This window comes from Escherichia sp. E.sYA108 (assembly GCF_011754335.1).
GTDB classification, from domain to species: Bacteria; Pseudomonadota; Gammaproteobacteria; order Enterobacterales; family Enterobacteriaceae; genus Escherichia; species Escherichia coli.
Window position 1 is genome coordinate 3,846,351 of sequence record NZ_JAAQVZ010000001.1, and the last position, 17,226, is coordinate 3,863,576.

Annotated in this window: 14 protein-coding genes and 2 pseudogenes; 3 read left to right on the forward strand and 13 right to left on the reverse strand. The window is 52.8% G+C overall.

What is annotated here, in order from left to right:
- Positions 1-6: 6 nt before the first annotated feature.
- Positions 7-618, forward strand: coding sequence for a galactoside O-acetyltransferase (gene lacA, locus HBM92_RS18520; RefSeq protein ID WP_001298545.1), 612 nt, complete (start codon positions 7-9; stop codon positions 616-618).
- A 120-nt stretch (positions 619-738) separates the two neighbouring features.
- Here the strand turns inward: lacA and codA are convergent, their stop codons facing one another.
- The 6 genes from codA to prpB form a co-directional block, all read right to left on the reverse strand.
- Complete coding sequence (codA, locus tag HBM92_RS18525; protein ID WP_001443227.1) at positions 739-2,022, reverse strand: cytosine/isoguanine deaminase; 1,284 nt, start codon at positions 2,020-2,022, stop codon at positions 739-741.
- The gene (codB, locus tag HBM92_RS18530; RefSeq protein WP_000076233.1) at positions 2,012-3,271 is read right to left on the reverse strand and encodes a cytosine permease; all 1,260 of its coding nucleotides are present in this window, start codon (positions 3,269-3,271) and stop codon (positions 2,012-2,014) included. The genes codA and codB overlap by 11 nt, the downstream gene beginning before the upstream one ends.
- Before the next feature lie 324 nt (positions 3,272-3,595).
- A complete protein-coding gene (gene prpE, locus HBM92_RS18535) occupies positions 3,596-5,482 on the reverse strand; it encodes a propionate--CoA ligase (RefSeq protein WP_000010237.1) in 1,887 nt (628 codons plus the stop codon).
- 39 nt (positions 5,483-5,521) lie between these two features.
- Positions 5,522-6,973, reverse strand: a complete 1,452-nt coding sequence (gene prpD, locus HBM92_RS18540; RefSeq protein ID WP_001275885.1) for a 2-methylcitrate dehydratase — start codon at positions 6,971-6,973, stop codon at positions 5,522-5,524.
- A gap of 33 nt (positions 6,974-7,006) precedes the next feature.
- A complete protein-coding gene (prpC, locus tag HBM92_RS18545; protein ID WP_001285915.1) occupies positions 7,007-8,176 on the reverse strand; it encodes a 2-methylcitrate synthase in 1,170 nt (389 codons plus the stop codon).
- A gap of 159 nt (positions 8,177-8,335) precedes the next feature.
- Positions 8,336-9,226 carry a methylisocitrate lyase gene (gene prpB / locus HBM92_RS18550; protein ID WP_000052186.1) on the reverse strand — a complete coding sequence of 297 codons (891 nt, stop codon included), beginning with the start codon at positions 9,224-9,226 and terminating at the stop codon, positions 8,336-8,338.
- A 238-nt stretch (positions 9,227-9,464) separates the two neighbouring features.
- Between prpB and prpR the strand changes: the two genes are divergently transcribed.
- Positions 9,465-11,051, forward strand: coding sequence for a propionate catabolism operon regulatory protein PrpR (prpR, locus tag HBM92_RS18555; RefSeq protein WP_000941018.1), 1,587 nt, complete (start codon positions 9,465-9,467; stop codon positions 11,049-11,051).
- A 100-nt stretch (positions 11,052-11,151) separates the two neighbouring features.
- Here prpR and yahO read toward each other — a convergent pair whose 3' ends face one another.
- Positions 11,152-11,427, reverse strand: coding sequence for a DUF1471 family periplasmic protein YahO (yahO, locus tag HBM92_RS18560; protein WP_000691951.1), 276 nt, complete (start codon positions 11,425-11,427; stop codon positions 11,152-11,154).
- Between the two features lie 146 nt (positions 11,428-11,573).
- Between yahO and HBM92_RS18565 the strand changes: the two genes are divergently transcribed.
- Positions 11,574-12,248, forward strand: coding sequence for a LysE family transporter (locus HBM92_RS18565; protein ID WP_000976985.1), 675 nt, complete (start codon positions 11,574-11,576; stop codon positions 12,246-12,248).
- A gap of 16 nt (positions 12,249-12,264) precedes the next feature.
- Here HBM92_RS18565 and yahM read toward each other — a convergent pair.
- From yahM to HBM92_RS18590, 6 genes and pseudogenes are all read right to left on the reverse strand, one after another.
- Positions 12,265-12,508 (reverse strand): annotated as a pseudogene (yahM, locus tag HBM92_RS18570) (protein YahM).
- A gap of 621 nt (positions 12,509-13,129) precedes the next feature.
- A complete protein-coding gene (gene yahK, locus HBM92_RS18575) occupies positions 13,130-14,179 on the reverse strand; it encodes an NADPH-dependent aldehyde reductase YahK (protein ID WP_000692760.1) in 1,050 nt (349 codons plus the stop codon).
- 86 nt (positions 14,180-14,265) lie between these two features.
- Positions 14,266-14,340, reverse strand: a pseudogene (locus tag HBM92_RS25465) (hypothetical protein); the annotation flags it as partial.
- A gap of 215 nt (positions 14,341-14,555) precedes the next feature.
- Entirely contained in the window at positions 14,556-15,938 is a 1,383-nt protein-coding gene (locus tag HBM92_RS18580) for an amidohydrolase family protein (protein WP_000662399.1), read from the reverse strand.
- Positions 15,939-15,947: 9 nt separating this feature from the next.
- Positions 15,948-16,898, reverse strand: a complete 951-nt coding sequence (locus HBM92_RS18585; RefSeq protein ID WP_000661611.1) for a carbamate kinase family protein — start codon at positions 16,896-16,898, stop codon at positions 15,948-15,950.
- Positions 16,899-16,929: 31 nt separating this feature from the next.
- A complete protein-coding gene (locus tag HBM92_RS18590) occupies positions 16,930-17,202 on the reverse strand; it encodes a hypothetical protein (protein ID WP_001101851.1) in 273 nt (90 codons plus the stop codon).
- Between the last annotated feature and the right edge of the window lie 24 nt (positions 17,203-17,226).

The window sequence follows — 17,226 nt, forward strand, 5'->3', positions numbered from 1 at the left end:
ATCGCAATGAACATGTCGATGACAGAAAGAATAAAAGCAGGCAAGCTATTTACCGATATGTGCGAAGGCTTACCTGAAAAAAGACTTCGTGGAAAAACGTTAATGTATGAGTTTAATCACTCGCATCCATCAGAATTTGAAAAAAGGGAAAGTCTGATTAAAGAAATGTTTGCCACGGTAGGGGAAAACGCCTGGGTAGAACCCCCCGTCTATTTCTCTTACGGTTCCAACATCCATATAGGCCGCAATTTTTATGCAAATTTCAATTTAACCATTGTCGACGACTACACGGTAACGATCGGTGATAACGTACTGATTGCACCCAACGTTACTCTTTCCGTTACGGGACACCCGGTACACCATGAATTGAGAAAAAACGGAGAGATGTACTCTTTTCCGATAACGATTGGCAATAACGTCTGGATCGGAAGTCATGTGGTTATTAATCCAGGCGTCACCATCGGGGATAATTCTGTTATTGGCGCGGGTAGTGTCGTCACAAAAGACATTCCACCAAACGTCGTGGCTGCTGGCGTTCCTTGTCGGGTTATTCGCGAAATAAACGACCGGGATAAGCAATATTATTTCAAAGATTTTAAAGTTGAGTCTTCAGTTTAAATAAGCAAAATTACCTGATGCGCTCCGCTTATCAGGCCTACAATTTCAGTGATCTACGTAGGCCGGATAAGGTGTTCACGCCGCATCCGGCATAAACTACGCTCGCGGTAGCCCAGCCGATTACCGTTTGTAATCGATGGCTTCTGGCTGCTCCAGATATACGGTGGTTTGTGCCGGTTGTGTGCTGGCCATCACCTTACCGCCACGTACCGAATAACGTACCGGAACCTGACGGCGCAACGCATCAAACCCATTTTCAGCCGGCAGGATAATCAGGTTGGCGCTGTTTCCGGCGGCAATGCCGTAATCCTGCAAATTCAACGTCCTGGCGCTGTGGTGGGTGATTAAATTCAGGCCGTCGTTAATCTGCCCGTAGCCCATCAGCTGGCAAACATGCAGCCCCATATGCAGCACTTGCAGCATATTCGCCGTTCCCAGCGGATACCACGGATCGAAGACATCATCGTGACCAAAGCAGACGTTAATGCCGGACTCCAGCATCTCTTTAACGCGCGTGATGCCGCGACGTTTTGGATACGTATCGAAACGTCCTTGCAGATGAATATTGACCAACGGGTTGGCGACAAAGTTAATACCGGACATTTTCAGCAAACGAAACAGGCGCGAAGTATACGCCCCGTTATAGGAGTGCATTGCCGTAGTATGGCTGGCGGTGACTCGCGCGCCCATGCCTTCACGGTGCGCCAGGGCAGCAACGGTTTCGACAAAGCGTGATTGCTCATCATCAATCTCGTCACAGTGAACATCGATGAGACGGTCGTATTTTTGCGCCAGGGCGAAGGTTTTATGCAGCGACTCCACGCCATATTCACGGGTAAATTCAAAATGCGGAATCGCCCCAACAACGTCTGCCCCTAAGCGTAACGCCTCTTCCAGCAACGCTTCACCGTTGGGATACGACAAAATCCCTTCCTGCGGGAAGGCGACGATTTGCAGATCAATCCACGGCGCAACTTCCTGTTTCACTTCCAGCATCGCTTTCAACGCAGTCAGCGTTGCGTCGGAGACATCGACATGGGTACGCACATGCTGAATGCCGTTGGCAATCTGCCATTTCAGCGTTTGCCAGGCGCGTTGTTTCACATCGTCATGGGTTAATAACGCTTTGCGCTCGGCCCAGCGTTCAATGCCTTCAAACAGCGTGCCGGACTGATTCCAGTTCGGTTGTCCGGCGGTTTGCGTGGTGTCCAGGTGAATATGCGGCTCCACAAACGGCGGTAAAACTAAACCTTGTTCGGCATCCAGGCTGTTTTCAGTTACGGGCATCACACCAGATTGCGTATCAATGGCGCTGATTTTTCCGTCGTGAAGATGAATCTGCCACAGCCCCTCTTTGCCGGGTAACCGGGCGTTAATAATTGTTTGTAAAGCGTTATTCGACACTGTTAGCCTCCACATGCGTCATTGCTGCTGTCGTTTTACGATTCAAAATCGGGTTAAGGATCAGATAGCTCAGCGCGCCACCTAATACCGCGTTGACCGGAACAATTCCCGGTAACCAGTGGCCTGCGGCAATCCCCAGCGCGACCGCCAGAATCGCCACCCAATTGACACTCATCATACGCGTGGTCGCAAAGTGCTCATAGCGGCGACGGTTCATCAGATAATCAGCGATGATCACGCCGCCCACCGGAGGAATAGCTGCCGAAAGGAAGGTCAACCAGCCGACAAAATTGTTATACAGCCATAATGCGCAGACCGTACCGATAATACCGTTAATCACCGAAAGGGTTTTGCTCGACATACCGGTAATGTTGGCGAAACCTAAACCCGACGCATAGAGCGCGTTATCGTTGGTGGTCCAGATATTCAGCCCCAGCACCACAATCGCAGGCAGCAGAAGGCCCTGAGCAATCATCACATCAGAGATATCCGCCATCCCCAGTGCCGCCGCGCCCGCTGCACCGAAAATAAACATCAACGAGTTGCCGAGGAAAAAGGCCACCATCGCCACCAGCACCGCCAGTTTGGCATTACGACCAAACCGGACAAAGTCAGCGGTGAGCGTGCCCGCACTGATAAATGACCCCACAACCAGCGCCAGCGCGACATTGAAATCTAACGGTTGTGCGGGAACGACCGCTTTTAATGCGTCCAGGCCGCCCATGCCGTTAACGGCCAACCACACGGAATAACCGCCAAGACAGGCGATAGCCGGAACCGCAATCACCGAAAGAACTGTCAGCGCCGAAATGCCAAAGAAGACGGTGACGGTCATCAGTAAACCGGAGACGGCAATCAACAAATTAATATCCAGCCCGGTTGCCTTGCCCACCGGAATAGCAAACATCGCCACGCCAACGCCAAACCAGCCAACCTGGGTGCCGCCCAGCAGCAGTGAAGGCAACCATGAGCCTTTAACACCAAACGAGAAGCGAGCAAGAAGATGGGTGGTCAGGCCGGTTTTTGCGCCAATGTAACCAAGAAATGAAGTGTAAATACCGAGGAGAAGATTACCGATGAGAACTGCGAGGAAGAAATCATGATAGCTAAGACCGGTTCCGAGAGTGCCGCCGGTCCACATACTGGCGGAAAAGAAGGTTAATCCCAGCATGACGAACGTCAATGCCAATACCCCTTTCCGCGCCGACTGCGGGACTGGCCCCTGGCTAAAGTTGTTATCTTGCGACACGAAATTCCCCCTTTTTGCTGTTTGAAACCCAAAAAATCCGCCGCATTCTATTCATCTGAAGATAAAAAGCAATCGTTTTCGTAGGGGGATATATTTTTTATATGAATGAGTGCAAAAAGGCGGGGGAAACTTATCTGTGTAAAAACAGTGGGTAGGCATGATAAGACGCGTCAGCGTCGCATCAGGCATCTGCGCATGGTGTCGGATGCGGCGCGAGCGCCTTATCCGACCTACGGTTCAGGCCTGTAGGCATGATAAGACGCGTCAGCGTCGCATCAGGCATCTGCGCACGGTGTCGGATGCGGCGCGAGCGCCTTATCCGACCTACTCTTCCATCGCCTGGCGGATCTGATCCAACGACGCCGGATCATCAATGGTCGTCAGATCCCCAGGATCGCGTCCTTCGCAAATCGCCTGGATCGTGCGGCGCAGCATTTTTCCGGATCGCGTTTTTGGCAATTGCGAGACAAACCAGACGTGCGCCGGGCGGCCAAAGTTGCCAATCTGGCTGTCCACCAGCGCCATAATCGCCTTCTCTTGCGAGTGCGCCACCTCACGGTCTTCCAGACTGTCGCTCTCTTTCGGAATGACAAACGCCACCGCCACCTGCCCTTTCAGCGCATCTTTCACCCCAACCACCGCCACTTCGGCAACGCCCGGATGACTGGAGATACTCTCTTCAATCTCACGCGTACCCAGCCGATGTCCGGCAACGTTAATCACATCGTCAGTGCGCCCGAGAATAAAGTGATAACCGTCAGCATCGCGGATGCCCCAGTCAAAAGTGGCGTACACCGGACGGGAAAACAGCGACCAGTACGTCTTCACAAAGCGGTCGTCGTCGCCCCAGATGGTTTGAATACAGCCTGGCGGCAATGGCCCCTCCACTACCAGCATCCCTTTCTCATTGACGCCACACGGTTCGCCGGTGACTTCATTGAGCAACTGCACGTTATAGCCATACATCGGCACGCCGGGGCTTCCCAGACGCGTCGGTCTGTCATCCAGACCGCGAGCAATCGCCATAATCGGCCAGCCGGATTCGGTCTGCCAGTAGTTGTCGATGACCGGCACATCCAGCGTATTGCTCACCCAACTGGCGGTCGGCTCGTCCAGCGGTTCTCCAGCCAGATAGAGCACTTCCAGCGACGAAAGATCGTGTTTGCGAATTTCAGCGGTAGGGAATTTTTTCAGCACGCGAATGGCGGTCGGCGCTGAGAACATGCGGCTAACCTGATATTTCTCGACAATTTTCCACCACACGCCGCAGTCCGGCCAGGTCGGCAATCCTTCGTAAACGATAGTCGCCATCCCCGCCAGCAGCGGCGCGTAAACGATATACGAATGCCCTACCACCCAGCCGATATCCGAAGCACAAAAGAACACGCCGCCCGCTTTGCCGCCAAAAATGGTGTCCATCGAGGTCGCCAGCGCCACCGCATATCCGCCGACATCACGCTGCACACCTTTAGGTTTGCCGGTCGTGCCGGAGGTGTAGAGAATGCAGGAGGTTTCGTTGGATTCCAGCCATGCCACCGGCACCCGCGCGCCGATGTGTTGATGGCGCAACGACGCGAAATCGACATCCCGCCCGCTAACGCGCGCCATTTTCGCCAGCCCGCGATCCACCAGTAAAACGTGACGCGGCTGATGCTGTGCCTGACTTATCGCATCGTCGAGCAATTTTTTATACGGAATGATTTTACCGCCGCGCGCCCCGGCATCAGCCGAGACAATCAGCACCGGTTTAGCGTCATCAATTCGCGTTGCCACGCTGTGCGAAGCAAATCCCCCAAACACCACCGAGTGAATAGCACCAATGCGCGCGCAGGCCAGCAGGGTAATATGCGCTTCGGCAATCATCGGCATATACACCAGCACCCGATCGCCACGCTGCACGCCCAGTGAGCGCAGCATTGACGCCACCGCATTCACTTCGTCATGTAACTGGCGGAAGGTAAAGGTACGCTCTTCCTCTGTTTCCGAAGAGACGGCAATCAATGCCAGCGCCTCTGGCTGTTTCTCCAGCCAGCGGTCGATAGCGTTGTGACACAAGTTGGTTCGGCCTTCACAAAACCAACGGGCAAACGGCGGGTTGCTGTGGTCGAGCGTTTGCGTAAAGGGCGTCTGCCAGTCAATACGCCGGGCCTGCTCGGCCCAGAACTTCTCCGGTTCGTTAATCGAACGCTGATAAAATTCGCTAAAAGACATAATGCTCTCCTGTTGAACTTACGCCTTACCGCCGTTTACTTAAATGACGTACAGGTCGAGATACTCATTGACCGGCATCTGTTCCAGGCGAGTTCTGTCGAGAGAAACCTCCAGAATGCGCTGCTGCTGGCGAGTCGGGAACTGGCGCGCGAGATTGATTTTGAATTTATCGACCAGCTTCGGAATGCCATCCTGACGGCGGCGAGCATGACCAATTGGGTACTCCACCACCACTTCTTCAAATCGTGTGCCGTCGGTGAACTCAAGGGTTATGGCATTGGCGATGGCGCGTTTTTCCGGGTCGTGGTAGTCAGCGGTAAACGCCGGATCTTCAAAGCAATTGATCTTCTCGCGCAGGGCGTCGATGCGTTTATCTTGCGCAACGTTGTCCTCGTAATCTGCCGCCGTTAAGCGTCCGAACAGCAGCGGGATCGCCACCATGTACTGAATGCAGTGGTCGCGGTCTGCCGGGTTATTGAGCGGCCCTTTTTTGTCGATGATGCGAATACAGGCTTCGTGGGTGCGAATGGTCACTTTTTCGATATCTGCCGCCGTTTTGCCTGCTGCCTGCATCTGTTCATAGAGCGTCATCGCCGCTTCAACTGCCGTCTGGGAGTGGAACTCCGCCGGGAAGGAGATTTTGAACAGCACATTTTCCATGACGTAGGAACCGTACGGACGCTGGAAGCGGAATGACTCACCTTTAAAGGAGACGTCGTAGAAACCCCACACCGGCGCGGTCAGGGCTGACGGGTAACCCATTTCGCCCGTTTTCGCCATCAGCGCCAGACGTACCGCGCGGGATGTAGCATCGCCCGCCGCCCAGGATTTACGCGTACCGGTGTTCGGTGCATGACGATAAGTGCGCAGCGACTGTCCGTCTACCCATGCCAGCGAAACGGCGTTGAGAATTTCCTCGCGGGTCAGGCCGAGCATTTCGGCGACCACGGCGGTGGAAGCCACTTTCACTAACAGAACGTGGTCGAGACCAACGCGGTTAAAGGAGTTTTCCAGCGCGATGCAGCCCTGAATTTCATGGGCTTTGATCATTCCGGTCAGCACCTGTTTCATGGTCAACGGCGCTTTGCCGCTGGCGATCGCGTTGCGCGAAAGCCAGTCCGCCGTTGCCAGAATGCCGCCGAGGTTGTCGGAAGGATGCCCCCACTCCGCCGCCAGCCAGGTATCGTTGAAATCGAGCCAACGGATCATCGCGCCAATGTTAAATGCCGCCTGGACGGGGTCGAGCTGAAACTGAGTTCCGGGAACGCGCACGCCGTTGGGTACGACGGTGCCGGGGACAATTGGCCCCAGCAGTTTTTTACAGGCCGGATATTCGAGAGCTTCCAGACCGCAGCCGAGCGTGTCAAGCAGGCAGTAATGAGCGGTGTCGTAGGCTACTCTGGAGCTGATTTCGTAGTTCATCACGTAATCGACGATATCAACGATTTCACGATCAAATTCCGGGCGGATGTTGTTGATTTGAGCTGACATTGGGTACGTTTCCTTATTGTTATTCGTAGAGGTTTACTGGCGCTTATCCAGCGCGACAAACTGGCGGTCTTCCGGTCCAACATAATTGGCGGAAGGACGGATAATTTTGTTGTCCTGACGTTGTTCGATAATGTGCGCCGCCCAGCCAGTGACGCGGGCGATAACAAACAGTGGTGTGAACATCTCGGTGGGAACACCCATCATGTTGTAGGAAACAGCGGAGAACCAGTCGAGATTGGGGAACATCTTTTTGCTCTCCCACATCACCGTTTCCAGGCGATCGGCGATGTTGTACATCTTCAGCGAGCCGCCTTCCTGCGAGAGCTGCTTCGCCACACGTTTGATCACCTGATGACGCGGGTCGGCGATGGTATAAACCGGATGCCCAAAACCAATGACCACTTCTTTGTTTTCCACCCGCTTGCGGATATCGGCTTCGGCTTCGCCCGGCGTTTCGTAGCGTTGCTGGATCTCCAGCGACACTTCATTCGCCCCGCCGTGTTTCGGCCCGCGCAGTGCGCCAATCGCGCCAATAATGGCGGAATACATATCAGAGCCAGTGCCCGCAATCACCCGGCTGGTAAAGGTGGAAGCGTTAAACTCGTGTTCGGCGTACAGCACCAGCGAGATATGCATCGCCTTTTCCCAGCTTTGCGACGGCTTTTCGCCGTGCAGCAGATGCAGGAAGTGACCGCCGATAGAGTCGTCATCAGTTTCCGGCTGGATGCGTTCGCCGTTGTGGCTGTAGTGATACCAGTAGAGAAGAATCGAACTAAGTGACGCCAGCAGTTTGTCGGCAATATCCCGCGCACCAGAAACGGTGTGCCCCTCTTTTTCTGGCAGCGTGCAGCCGAGCGCGGAAACGCCGGTGCGCATAACATCCATCGGGTGTGACGCCGCCGGTAAGGCTTCCAGCACGGTACGCACGTTAGCCGGTAAACCACGCAGGGCTTTCAGTTTCGTTTTGTAGGCGGCGAGTTCGTCACGGGTTGGCAGTTTGCCGTGGATCAGCAGGTGCGCCACTTCTTCAAATTCACAATGTTCCGCCAGATCAAGAATATCGTAGCCACGGTAATGCAGGTCGTTGCCGCTTTTACCCACGGTGCAGAGCGCCGTATTGCCCGCCGGAACGCCGGAAAGTGCCACCGATTTTTTCGGTTTAATGACATGGGTACTGTTTTGCAGGATCGTTGTGTCGCTCATATTGTCCTCGTCATTGTTATCATTTGTAGGGTCGAGATTGTTGTCGGATGCGACGCTATGCGTCTTATCCGACCTACAGTTCAGTTCACCTCGTAGGCCTGATAAGTCGCGTCAGCGGCGCATCAGGCATCGGTTGTCGAATACAACCAACGGGCGTTTTTATTTCACCTGACCACGGGCAAACAGGTCGTCGAGCTTCTCTTCGTACTGGTAGTAGTTGATGCTTTCGTACAGCTCGTTGCGGGTCTGCATGGTGTCGATGACGCTTTTCTGTGTGCCTTCCTGACGCAGGATGTTATAGACATGTTCAGCGGCGCGGTTCATGGCGCGAAACGCTGAAAGCGGGTAGAGCGCCATTGCGACATGGGCGCTGCGTAATTCGTCGGTGGTAAACAGCGGTGTTGCGCCAAATTCGGTAATGTTGGAGAGGATCGGCACCTGCACCGCATCGGCAAACTGGCGATACATGGCGAGTTCGGTAATCGCCTCCGGGAACAGCATTTCGGCACCCGCTTCAACATAGGCCTGCGCACGCTCGATCGCCGCATCCAGCCCCTCTACCGCCAGCGCATCGGTGCGCGCCATGATCACAAAATCAGGATCGGTTTTCGCATCCACCGCCGCGCGGATCCGATCCACCATCTCTTCTTTCGAGACGATCGCTTTATTCGGACGATGACCGCAGCGTTTCGCACCAACCTGATCTTCAATATGCAATCCTGCCGCACCGGCTTTAATCATTGATTTCACCGTACGCGCCACGTTAAAGGCTGAAGAACCAAAACCGATATCCGCATCCACCAGCAGCGGCAGCGAACAAACGTCGGTGATACGGCGAATATCTGTCAGCACGTCATCAAGAGTAGAAATACCGAGATCGGGCAGCCCCAGCGATCCTGCCGCCACGCCACCGCCGGAGAGATAAATCGCCTGATATCCGGCACGCTGCGCCAGCAGCGCATGGTTAGCGTTGATGGTGCCAACAATTTGCAACGGGGTTTCTTTGCTAAGTGCAGCGCGAAACGCTTTACCTGGAGAGTGTAGAGACATAGCCCATCCTTTGTTATCAACTTGTTATTTGCGTTGATAAAGACAAAGCAATGAGTGTGCCACAATTGCCTTAATAAAATTAAACATTTAATTTCAATGAGTTAAAGATAAAGTCATGAAGTAATCCGCAAATATGCGTTTCAGTTAACGTTTCAGGCAATGTTTCACTGCGTTTCATTGCAACAATTATGAAACAAGACTAAACCCAATATTCGGTTTCTTAACTTTGCGGTGCGCTATGGCACATCCACCACGGCTGAATGACGACAAACCGGTTATCTGGACGGTATCTGTAACGCGGCTGTTCGAGCTGTTTCGCGATATCAGCCTCGAGTTTGATCATCTGGCGAACATCACCCCTATTCAGCTTGGCTTTGAAAAAGCGGTGGCCTACATCCGCAAAAAACTGGCCAGCGAACGCTGCGACGCCATCATTGCCGCTGGCTCTAACGGTGCGTACCTGAAAAGCCGCCTGTCGGTACCGGTGATTCTGATAAAACCGAGTGGCTACGATGTGTTACAGGCGCTGGCAAAAGCCGGAAAACTCACCTCTTCTATCGGCGTTGTCACCTATCAGGAAACCATTCCGGCACTGGTAGCGTTTCAAAAAACCTTTAATTTGCGCCTCGACCAACGTAGCTACATTACCGAAGAAGACGCACGCGGGCAGATTAACGAGCTAAAAGCCAACGGCACCGAAGCGGTGGTCGGCGCGGGGCTGATTACCGATCTGGCAGAAGAAGCCGGAATGACCGGAATTTTTATCTATTCTGCCGCCACCGTGCGCCAGGCATTTAGCGATGCGCTGGATATGACGCGCATGTCGTTACGCCATAACACTCACGATGCCACCCGCAACGCCCTGCGTACTCGTTACGTGCTGGGCGATATGCTCGGTCAATCACCACAGATGGAACAGGTGCGGCAGACTATTTTGCTGTATGCCCGCTCCAGTGCGGCGGTGTTGATTGAGGGGGAAACGGGGACGGGCAAAGAGCTGGCGGCCCAGGCGATTCATCGAGAATATTTTGCCCGCCACGATGTGCGACAGGGCAAAAAGTCACATCCGTTTGTTGCCGTCAACTGCGGGGCGATTGCCGAATCGCTGCTGGAAGCAGAGCTGTTTGGCTATGAGGAAGGGGCGTTCACCGGCTCGCGACGCGGAGGTCGCGCCGGGCTGTTCGAAATTGCCCACGGCGGTACGCTGTTTCTGGATGAGATTGGCGAAATGCCGCTGCCGTTGCAGACTCGCCTGTTACGGGTGCTGGAAGAAAAAGAGGTCACCCGCGTCGGCGGGCATCAGCCTGTTCCGGTAGATGTGCGGGTCATTAGCGCCACTCACTGCAATCTGGAAGAAGATATGCAGCAAGGGCAGTTTCGCCGTGACCTGTTTTATCGGCTGAGTATTTTACGCCTGCAACTGCCGCCGCTACGCGAGCGGGTGGCGGATATTCTGCCGCTGGCGGAAAGCTTTTTGAAAATGTCTCTGGCGGCACTCTCTGTCCCTTTTTCTGCCGCATTACGTCAGGGATTAGAGACCTGTCAGATTGTATTATTGCTCTACGACTGGCCGGGCAATATTCGTGAACTGCGCAATATGATGGAACGACTGGCGTTATTTTTAAGTGTGGAACCGACGCCGGATTTAACGCCGCAATTTTTGCAGCTGCTACTGCCGGAACTGGCGCGCGAGTCGGCGAAGACTCCCATTCCAGGCTTGCTGACAGCACAACAGGCACTGGAGAAATTTAATGGCGATAAGACAGCAGCGGCGAATTATTTAGGTATCAGCCGGACGACGTTCTGGCGGCGGCTGAAAAGCTGAACTGCCGAATGCAGCGCGAACGCTTTATCCGGCATAAATTTCGATAGATGATGATCACCGATAAACTTACGCATCGGGGATGTTTACATAGGATTCAGAATTACTTCTTCTTATAAATATTTGCCGTGCCGTGGATCTTATTGTCAGTTTGACCAGAGGTCAGTACCAACACATCAGCCCCTTTTTCATCGGCTTTTTTGATCAAATCTTCTTTCGCATCTGCGGTCGACATTTCATTACTGGTTGAAATATCACCTATTTTTTCATATTGCGATGCAACCTTTTCAAATTCCGCTTTGGTCATTAATTCTGCGGCATAGACATTGGTAACGGCAAACGCTAACGCACCGACTAACATTTTAGAGATTATTTTCATATTACGGCTCCAGAGTTGTTATCACACTATCACCCACCCACATTATTGGGTTGATTAATAATTAGTTCAGTCAGGGCATAAACGCCAGTAACCGGAAATAAGACACTTTGTGATCTCTCTCGCACCCGATTATTTTTGGTAGAAATATGATGAAGTTACTTCACTTATTTATGGATGAAATCACTATGGATCCTTTGCACGCCGTTTACCTGACCGTAGGATTGTTCGTGATTACTTTTTTTAATCCGGGAGCCAATCTCTTTGTGGTAGTACAAACCAGCATGGCTTCCGGTCGACGCGCAGGGGTGTTGACCGGGCTGGGCGTGGCGCTGGGCGATGCATTTTATTCCGGGTTGGGTTTGTTTGGTCTTGCAACGCTAATTACGCAGTGTGGGGAGATTTTTTCGCTTATCAGAATCGTCGGCGGCGCTTATCTCTTATGGTTTGCGTGGTGTAGTAGCATGCGCCGCCACTCAACACCGCAAATGAGCACACTACAACAACCGATTAGCGCCCCCTGGTATGTCTTTTTCCGCCGTGGATTAATTACCGATCTCTCTAACCCGCAAACCGTTTTATTTTTTATCAGTATTTTCTCAGTAACATTACATGCCGAAACACCAACATGGGCACGATTAATGGCCTGGGCGGGGATTGTGCTCGCATCAATTATCTGGCGAGTCTTTCTTAGTCAGGCGTTTTCTTTGCCCGCAGTGCGTCGTGCTTATGGGCGTATGCAACGCGTTGCCAGTTGGGTTATTGGTGCAATTATTGGTGTATTCGCGCTACGCCTGATTTACGAAGGGGTGACGCAGCGGTGAGCAGATAATTTACTCTCTACGTAATCAACCTGATTTGCCGAATCCCAACCATCGGCGATGATAGCCCCCGTAATGCGTGGTCCTTATTTCCGATAAGTTTACTTGAGTCTTTAGCTTCCCATTTCAGCCACTCTCCCCTGTGTGGGCTTTTTCATTGGTCTGACCCGTCTTGAATAGCCAAACAATGGCAATGTTCCACTTTGCAGGGATGATAATAAGGGGATCTGATTCAGAAAAGTTTTGAAAAGTTGGACCGCCATCGAGGCCTCGAACCCCGTACCATACAACAATCCTGGTTGTCGTCTGCTCTTCCTGATGAGCTAATGGCGGTTTTTGATATGAGCCTTACAACATATTTTCTGTCAGGCTTGAGTGCGATGCGTAATATACAGAAAAGACCCCACACAAACATGATGGAATTATGATTTTTTTCATATGAATGTCAACCCACACATTCACAAAACATCTGTATGAGAACATTTTTTATACACCATATAGCTGCGAAACCACTACTGGTGCTTTTTTAAGCGAAACTCCGCCGTTCACAACAAAATATCGGCGAAAAAGGAGGGGGAATGCCATTTGGCATACAGATATACAGATGAAATGATGACCTGCTTTGCGATTCACTCTCTGGTGGAATAACAACTTGCAGGTGGCTCTCTTAAATAAAAATAAACGTCGCAGATAATAAAGCTCTGATAAAACCAGACACTATCAGAAATCGCTCATAACTAACGTGTAAAGTAGTGAAGTTAATTTAACAATCTGAATTTACGCTATAGGTTTACCACTACTTTGATATTATTTCGCTCTCCTTAACTAAAAAGTTAAGTGGAGCGAAGTTAATATGTTAAACCACAGGATGTTTATTAATTTTTTCAGTCTGTTAGTGTGCGATTATCGATAACAAAACGATATTTCACATCACCACGCAGCATTCGCTCATAGGCTTCATTAATTTGATCGGCCCGAATCATCTCTATATCAGCCACGATGCCATGTTCGGCGCAAAAATCGAGCATCTCCTGAGTTTCTGGAATGCCGCCAATCATAGAACCAGCTATCGCGCGGCGTTTCATGATCAGGTTGAAAACTTCCGGCGATTTATGCGGTGTCGCAGGCGCACCAACCAGCGTTATGGTGCCATCGCGCTTCAGCAAGGTGGTAAAATCGTCGAGATTATGTGGCGCAGCTACTGTATTCAAAATGAAATCGAAACTCTTCACATGAGCCACCATCTCATCGGCATTGCGTGAGTTAACAACTTCATCGGCTCCCAGGGCTTTTGCCGCTTCGCGTTTTGACTCAGAAGTGGTAAATGCCACCACATGCGCCCCCATCGCGTGGGCCAGTTTAATCCCCATATGTCCCAGACCGCCGATGCCGACCACGCCCACTTTTTTACCCGGCCCGGCCAGCCAGTGGCGTAGCGGCGAGTACGTGGTGATTCCTGCACACAATAAAGGAGCCACCGCCGCCAGCTGCTCTTGCGGGTGACGAATACGCAGAACATATCGCTCATGAACGACGATCTGTTGTGAGTAGCCGCCCAGAGTATGGCCCGGTTCATCCGGTGTCGGCGAGTTATAGGTTCCGGTCATGTGATCACAGTAGTTTTCCAGCCCATCTTCACACTCTTCGCAATGTTTACAACTGTCGACAATGCAGCCGACACCAACCAGATCGCCCGGCGCATGTTTTTCTACCTGATCACCAACGGCTACCACGCGCCCCACAATTTCATGACCCGGCACGCAGGGGTAAACCGTCCCCGCCCACTCGGAACGGACCTGGTGGATATCGGAATGGCAGACGCCACAGTAAGCGATTTCAATTTTGACATCATGCGGTCCCGGTTCACGCCGGGTGATATCCATCGATTCAAGTGGTTGTTTAGCGGAATATGCACCAACAGCTTTGATCTTCATTGTGTTTACTCCTGATTAGCTATGTGTATTTGGCGATGCCTGATATGTCATCGCGGCAAAACGCGTCCATTGAATATAGCCAATATTTAAACCACCCGATCCAGCCCCAACATGCCGCGAGCCTGAATGAAACAGAGCAGCAACGTTCCCCATAAGGCGAGCGCCTATAAGTGTGATATTTGCTATCCGTAAAAGACAAAAATCGGCAAAACTGATGATATTTTCACGTAGACAAATAGTTATCTACACAACGTCAATAAGGGCATATTCTTCAAAGATAATGTCCATTTCTGCCAACACACTCATACTCAGGCCGCCCCACTCCCTGGGGCTTAAATCTCTTACTGTTCACCGTTGCAGACATATTAAATGCATATCAACCTGCCACACTTCCCCACACCAGTTGCCCTTTATGGAACGTCGCCGTTCTCGGCGAAATACGCGCCACCGCCTCGGCGGAACAGGAGGCGTCCACCAGCACAAAACTGGCGTCATCCTGCGCTTTAGGCCACACACGCTCGCCTTTTTCATTCAGCGGCAATATATCGCCAGTGGCTAAAAACAGCGAGCGGGAGAGGTTCTGTTCGTTAGGACGAATATAGAGCTGCGCGTACAGATTGGCTTTTTCCAGCATGTCGCCCAGGCCGTAAGGCGACCAGTGGTCGATAACGCTGTCGGTGCCGGTCATGACTTTTACGCCTTTGTCGTGCAACTGTTTGAGCGGCATATGCAACGTGCCAATCGGCACCGTCGAGGCGATAGAAATTTGCTGCGCCACCATCCGGTGCGCCAGTTTATCTACCTGTTGTTCGTTGAGCGTTGCCAGCGCAAAGGCGTGGCTGATGGTCAGCTTGCCTTTTAGCTGCGGCGTTTTCTCTACCGTTTCAACCATATAATTGATGGCTGCCACGCCTGCCGGCGTGGTTTCGTGCAGGTGAATATCGACGCCTTTGTCATAGTCCAGCGCAATCTGGAACATGGTGTCGAGGGATTTTTCCATCGCGCCATCAACACTGGTCGGGTCCAGCCCGCCGACGTAATGCGCCCCCGCCTGCATCGCTTCGCGCATTAAGGGTTCCGATTTCGACAGCAGCAAACCGTGCTGCGGGAAGGCGACGATTTCACACTCGAAGCCCGCCTGACGTCGCGCCAGCACCGCCTGCAAATTTTGCAGATTTTTCAGGCCGGAAACCGGTTCGATATTGCAGTGGCTGCGGGCAATGGTGGTGCCTTTCGATTGCAATAAATCGATCAGTTTTTCCGCCCGTTCCTGCGTGTACGGTTGCAGTTCCGGCAGCATTTTCTGCTCGAGTTTGATCATGTCCTGGATAGTGGTGCCTGCCGGACGATTGAGCGAGCGCCACGGCCCGCCGTAGAAGGTTTTGTCGAGATGAATATGCATGTCGCGGGTGGTGGGCAGCATCAGCTTACCGCCAGCGTCATAGTGCGGCAGCGTGGCGTCCGGATGCTGCTTGTTCTCGCGCAGGGCAACAATTTTACCGTCCTGAATCTCCACGGTCTGGCGCGCCGTGCGGGTCTGTACCGCCACGCCATTTTCGTAGTCAAAACCGGTTTCCAGCAGCACGTTATCGAGATAGTAATACGGGTCAGTGATTTTCATGGTGTTGTTCGCTTCGCAGTTTAGGGTGCCAGCTACCCCCGCATGGGCGAGCGGCACTGAGGGACCAAACAGCGCGGCGGCGGTGACCATCTTACCGCTCTGGCTCAGAAATTCACGGCGGCTATTGTTTTCTTTCATCTTACGTCCTTAGGTTTTAATAATATGGGTGCCCGTTTCGCCGCGTAGCGCCGCAGGCAGGCATTCCGGCGTGGTGATAATCACTTCTTTGCCGCCCTGTTCCAGGAACGTCAGGCTGGCGATGATTTTTGGCAACATGCTGCCAGGTGGGAAATGCCCTTCCTGCATATAGCGGGTCATGGTGGCAATATCTACGCGATCCAGCGCCTGCTGCTGCGGTTTGCCAAAGTGAATACACACTTTTTCGACGCCAGTGGTGATCACCAGAATGTCGGCGTGAATTTCGCGAGCCAGTAGCGCGGTAGAGAGATCTTTGTCGATAACCGCGTCCACGCTTTGGTAATCCCCCGCGTCAGTACGCACTACCGGAATTCCGCCGCCGCCCGCGCCAATCACCACAAAGCCTTGTTGGATCAGCGCCTTAATGGCAGGTGCTTCGACAATACGTTTCGGTTCCGGCGAGGCGACCACGCGGCGATAGCCCCGTCCGGCATCTTCAACAAAACGCCAGTCAGGGTTTGCCTTTTGTAGTTCGTCACGCTGGCTTTCACTAAAGAATGCGCCAATGGGTTTGATGGGATGGGCAAACCCCGGATCGTTTTTATCCACTTCTACCTGAGTCACCACGGTGACGGCTTTTTTCTCGCCGTGACGCGCCAGTCGGTTGTTCAGCGCCTGCTGGATCAGATAGCCAATGCCACCTTGCGTATCCGCCACACAGTTCGCCAGCGGCGTTAAGGGCAGCCCTTCGCGCTCGTGGGCAATCTCCGCGCGGCGTAAATCCAGCCCGACCTGCGGCCCGTTGCCGTGGGTCAGCACAATGTCGTAATCGGAAGCCAGCATTTCCAGCACCGTATCGGCCACGGCTTTCACCGCCTCCGCCTGATGCTCAATCGACTGGCTGGCGTTATCTTTGATAATGCTGTTGCCACCAATGGCAACGACCACAAGTTCTTTCATGTTGTTATGTCCGCGACAGAGGGTGATGGGGTTATGACCAACGCCAGACTGCCTGATGCGCTACGCTTATCAGGCCTACAGATTCCCGTGCCATTCGTAGGCCGGATAAGGCGTTCACGCCGCATCCGGCTGTGGTGGCCAATGCCTGAAGCGCCACGCTTATCAGGCCTACAGATTTCCGCGCCATTCGTAGGCCGGATAAGGCGTTCACGCCGCATCCGGCTGTGGTGGCCAATGCCTGAAGCGCCACGCTTATCAGGCCTACAGATTTCCGCGCCATTCGTAGGCCGGATAAGACATTCATGTCGCATCCGGCATAAACATGTAA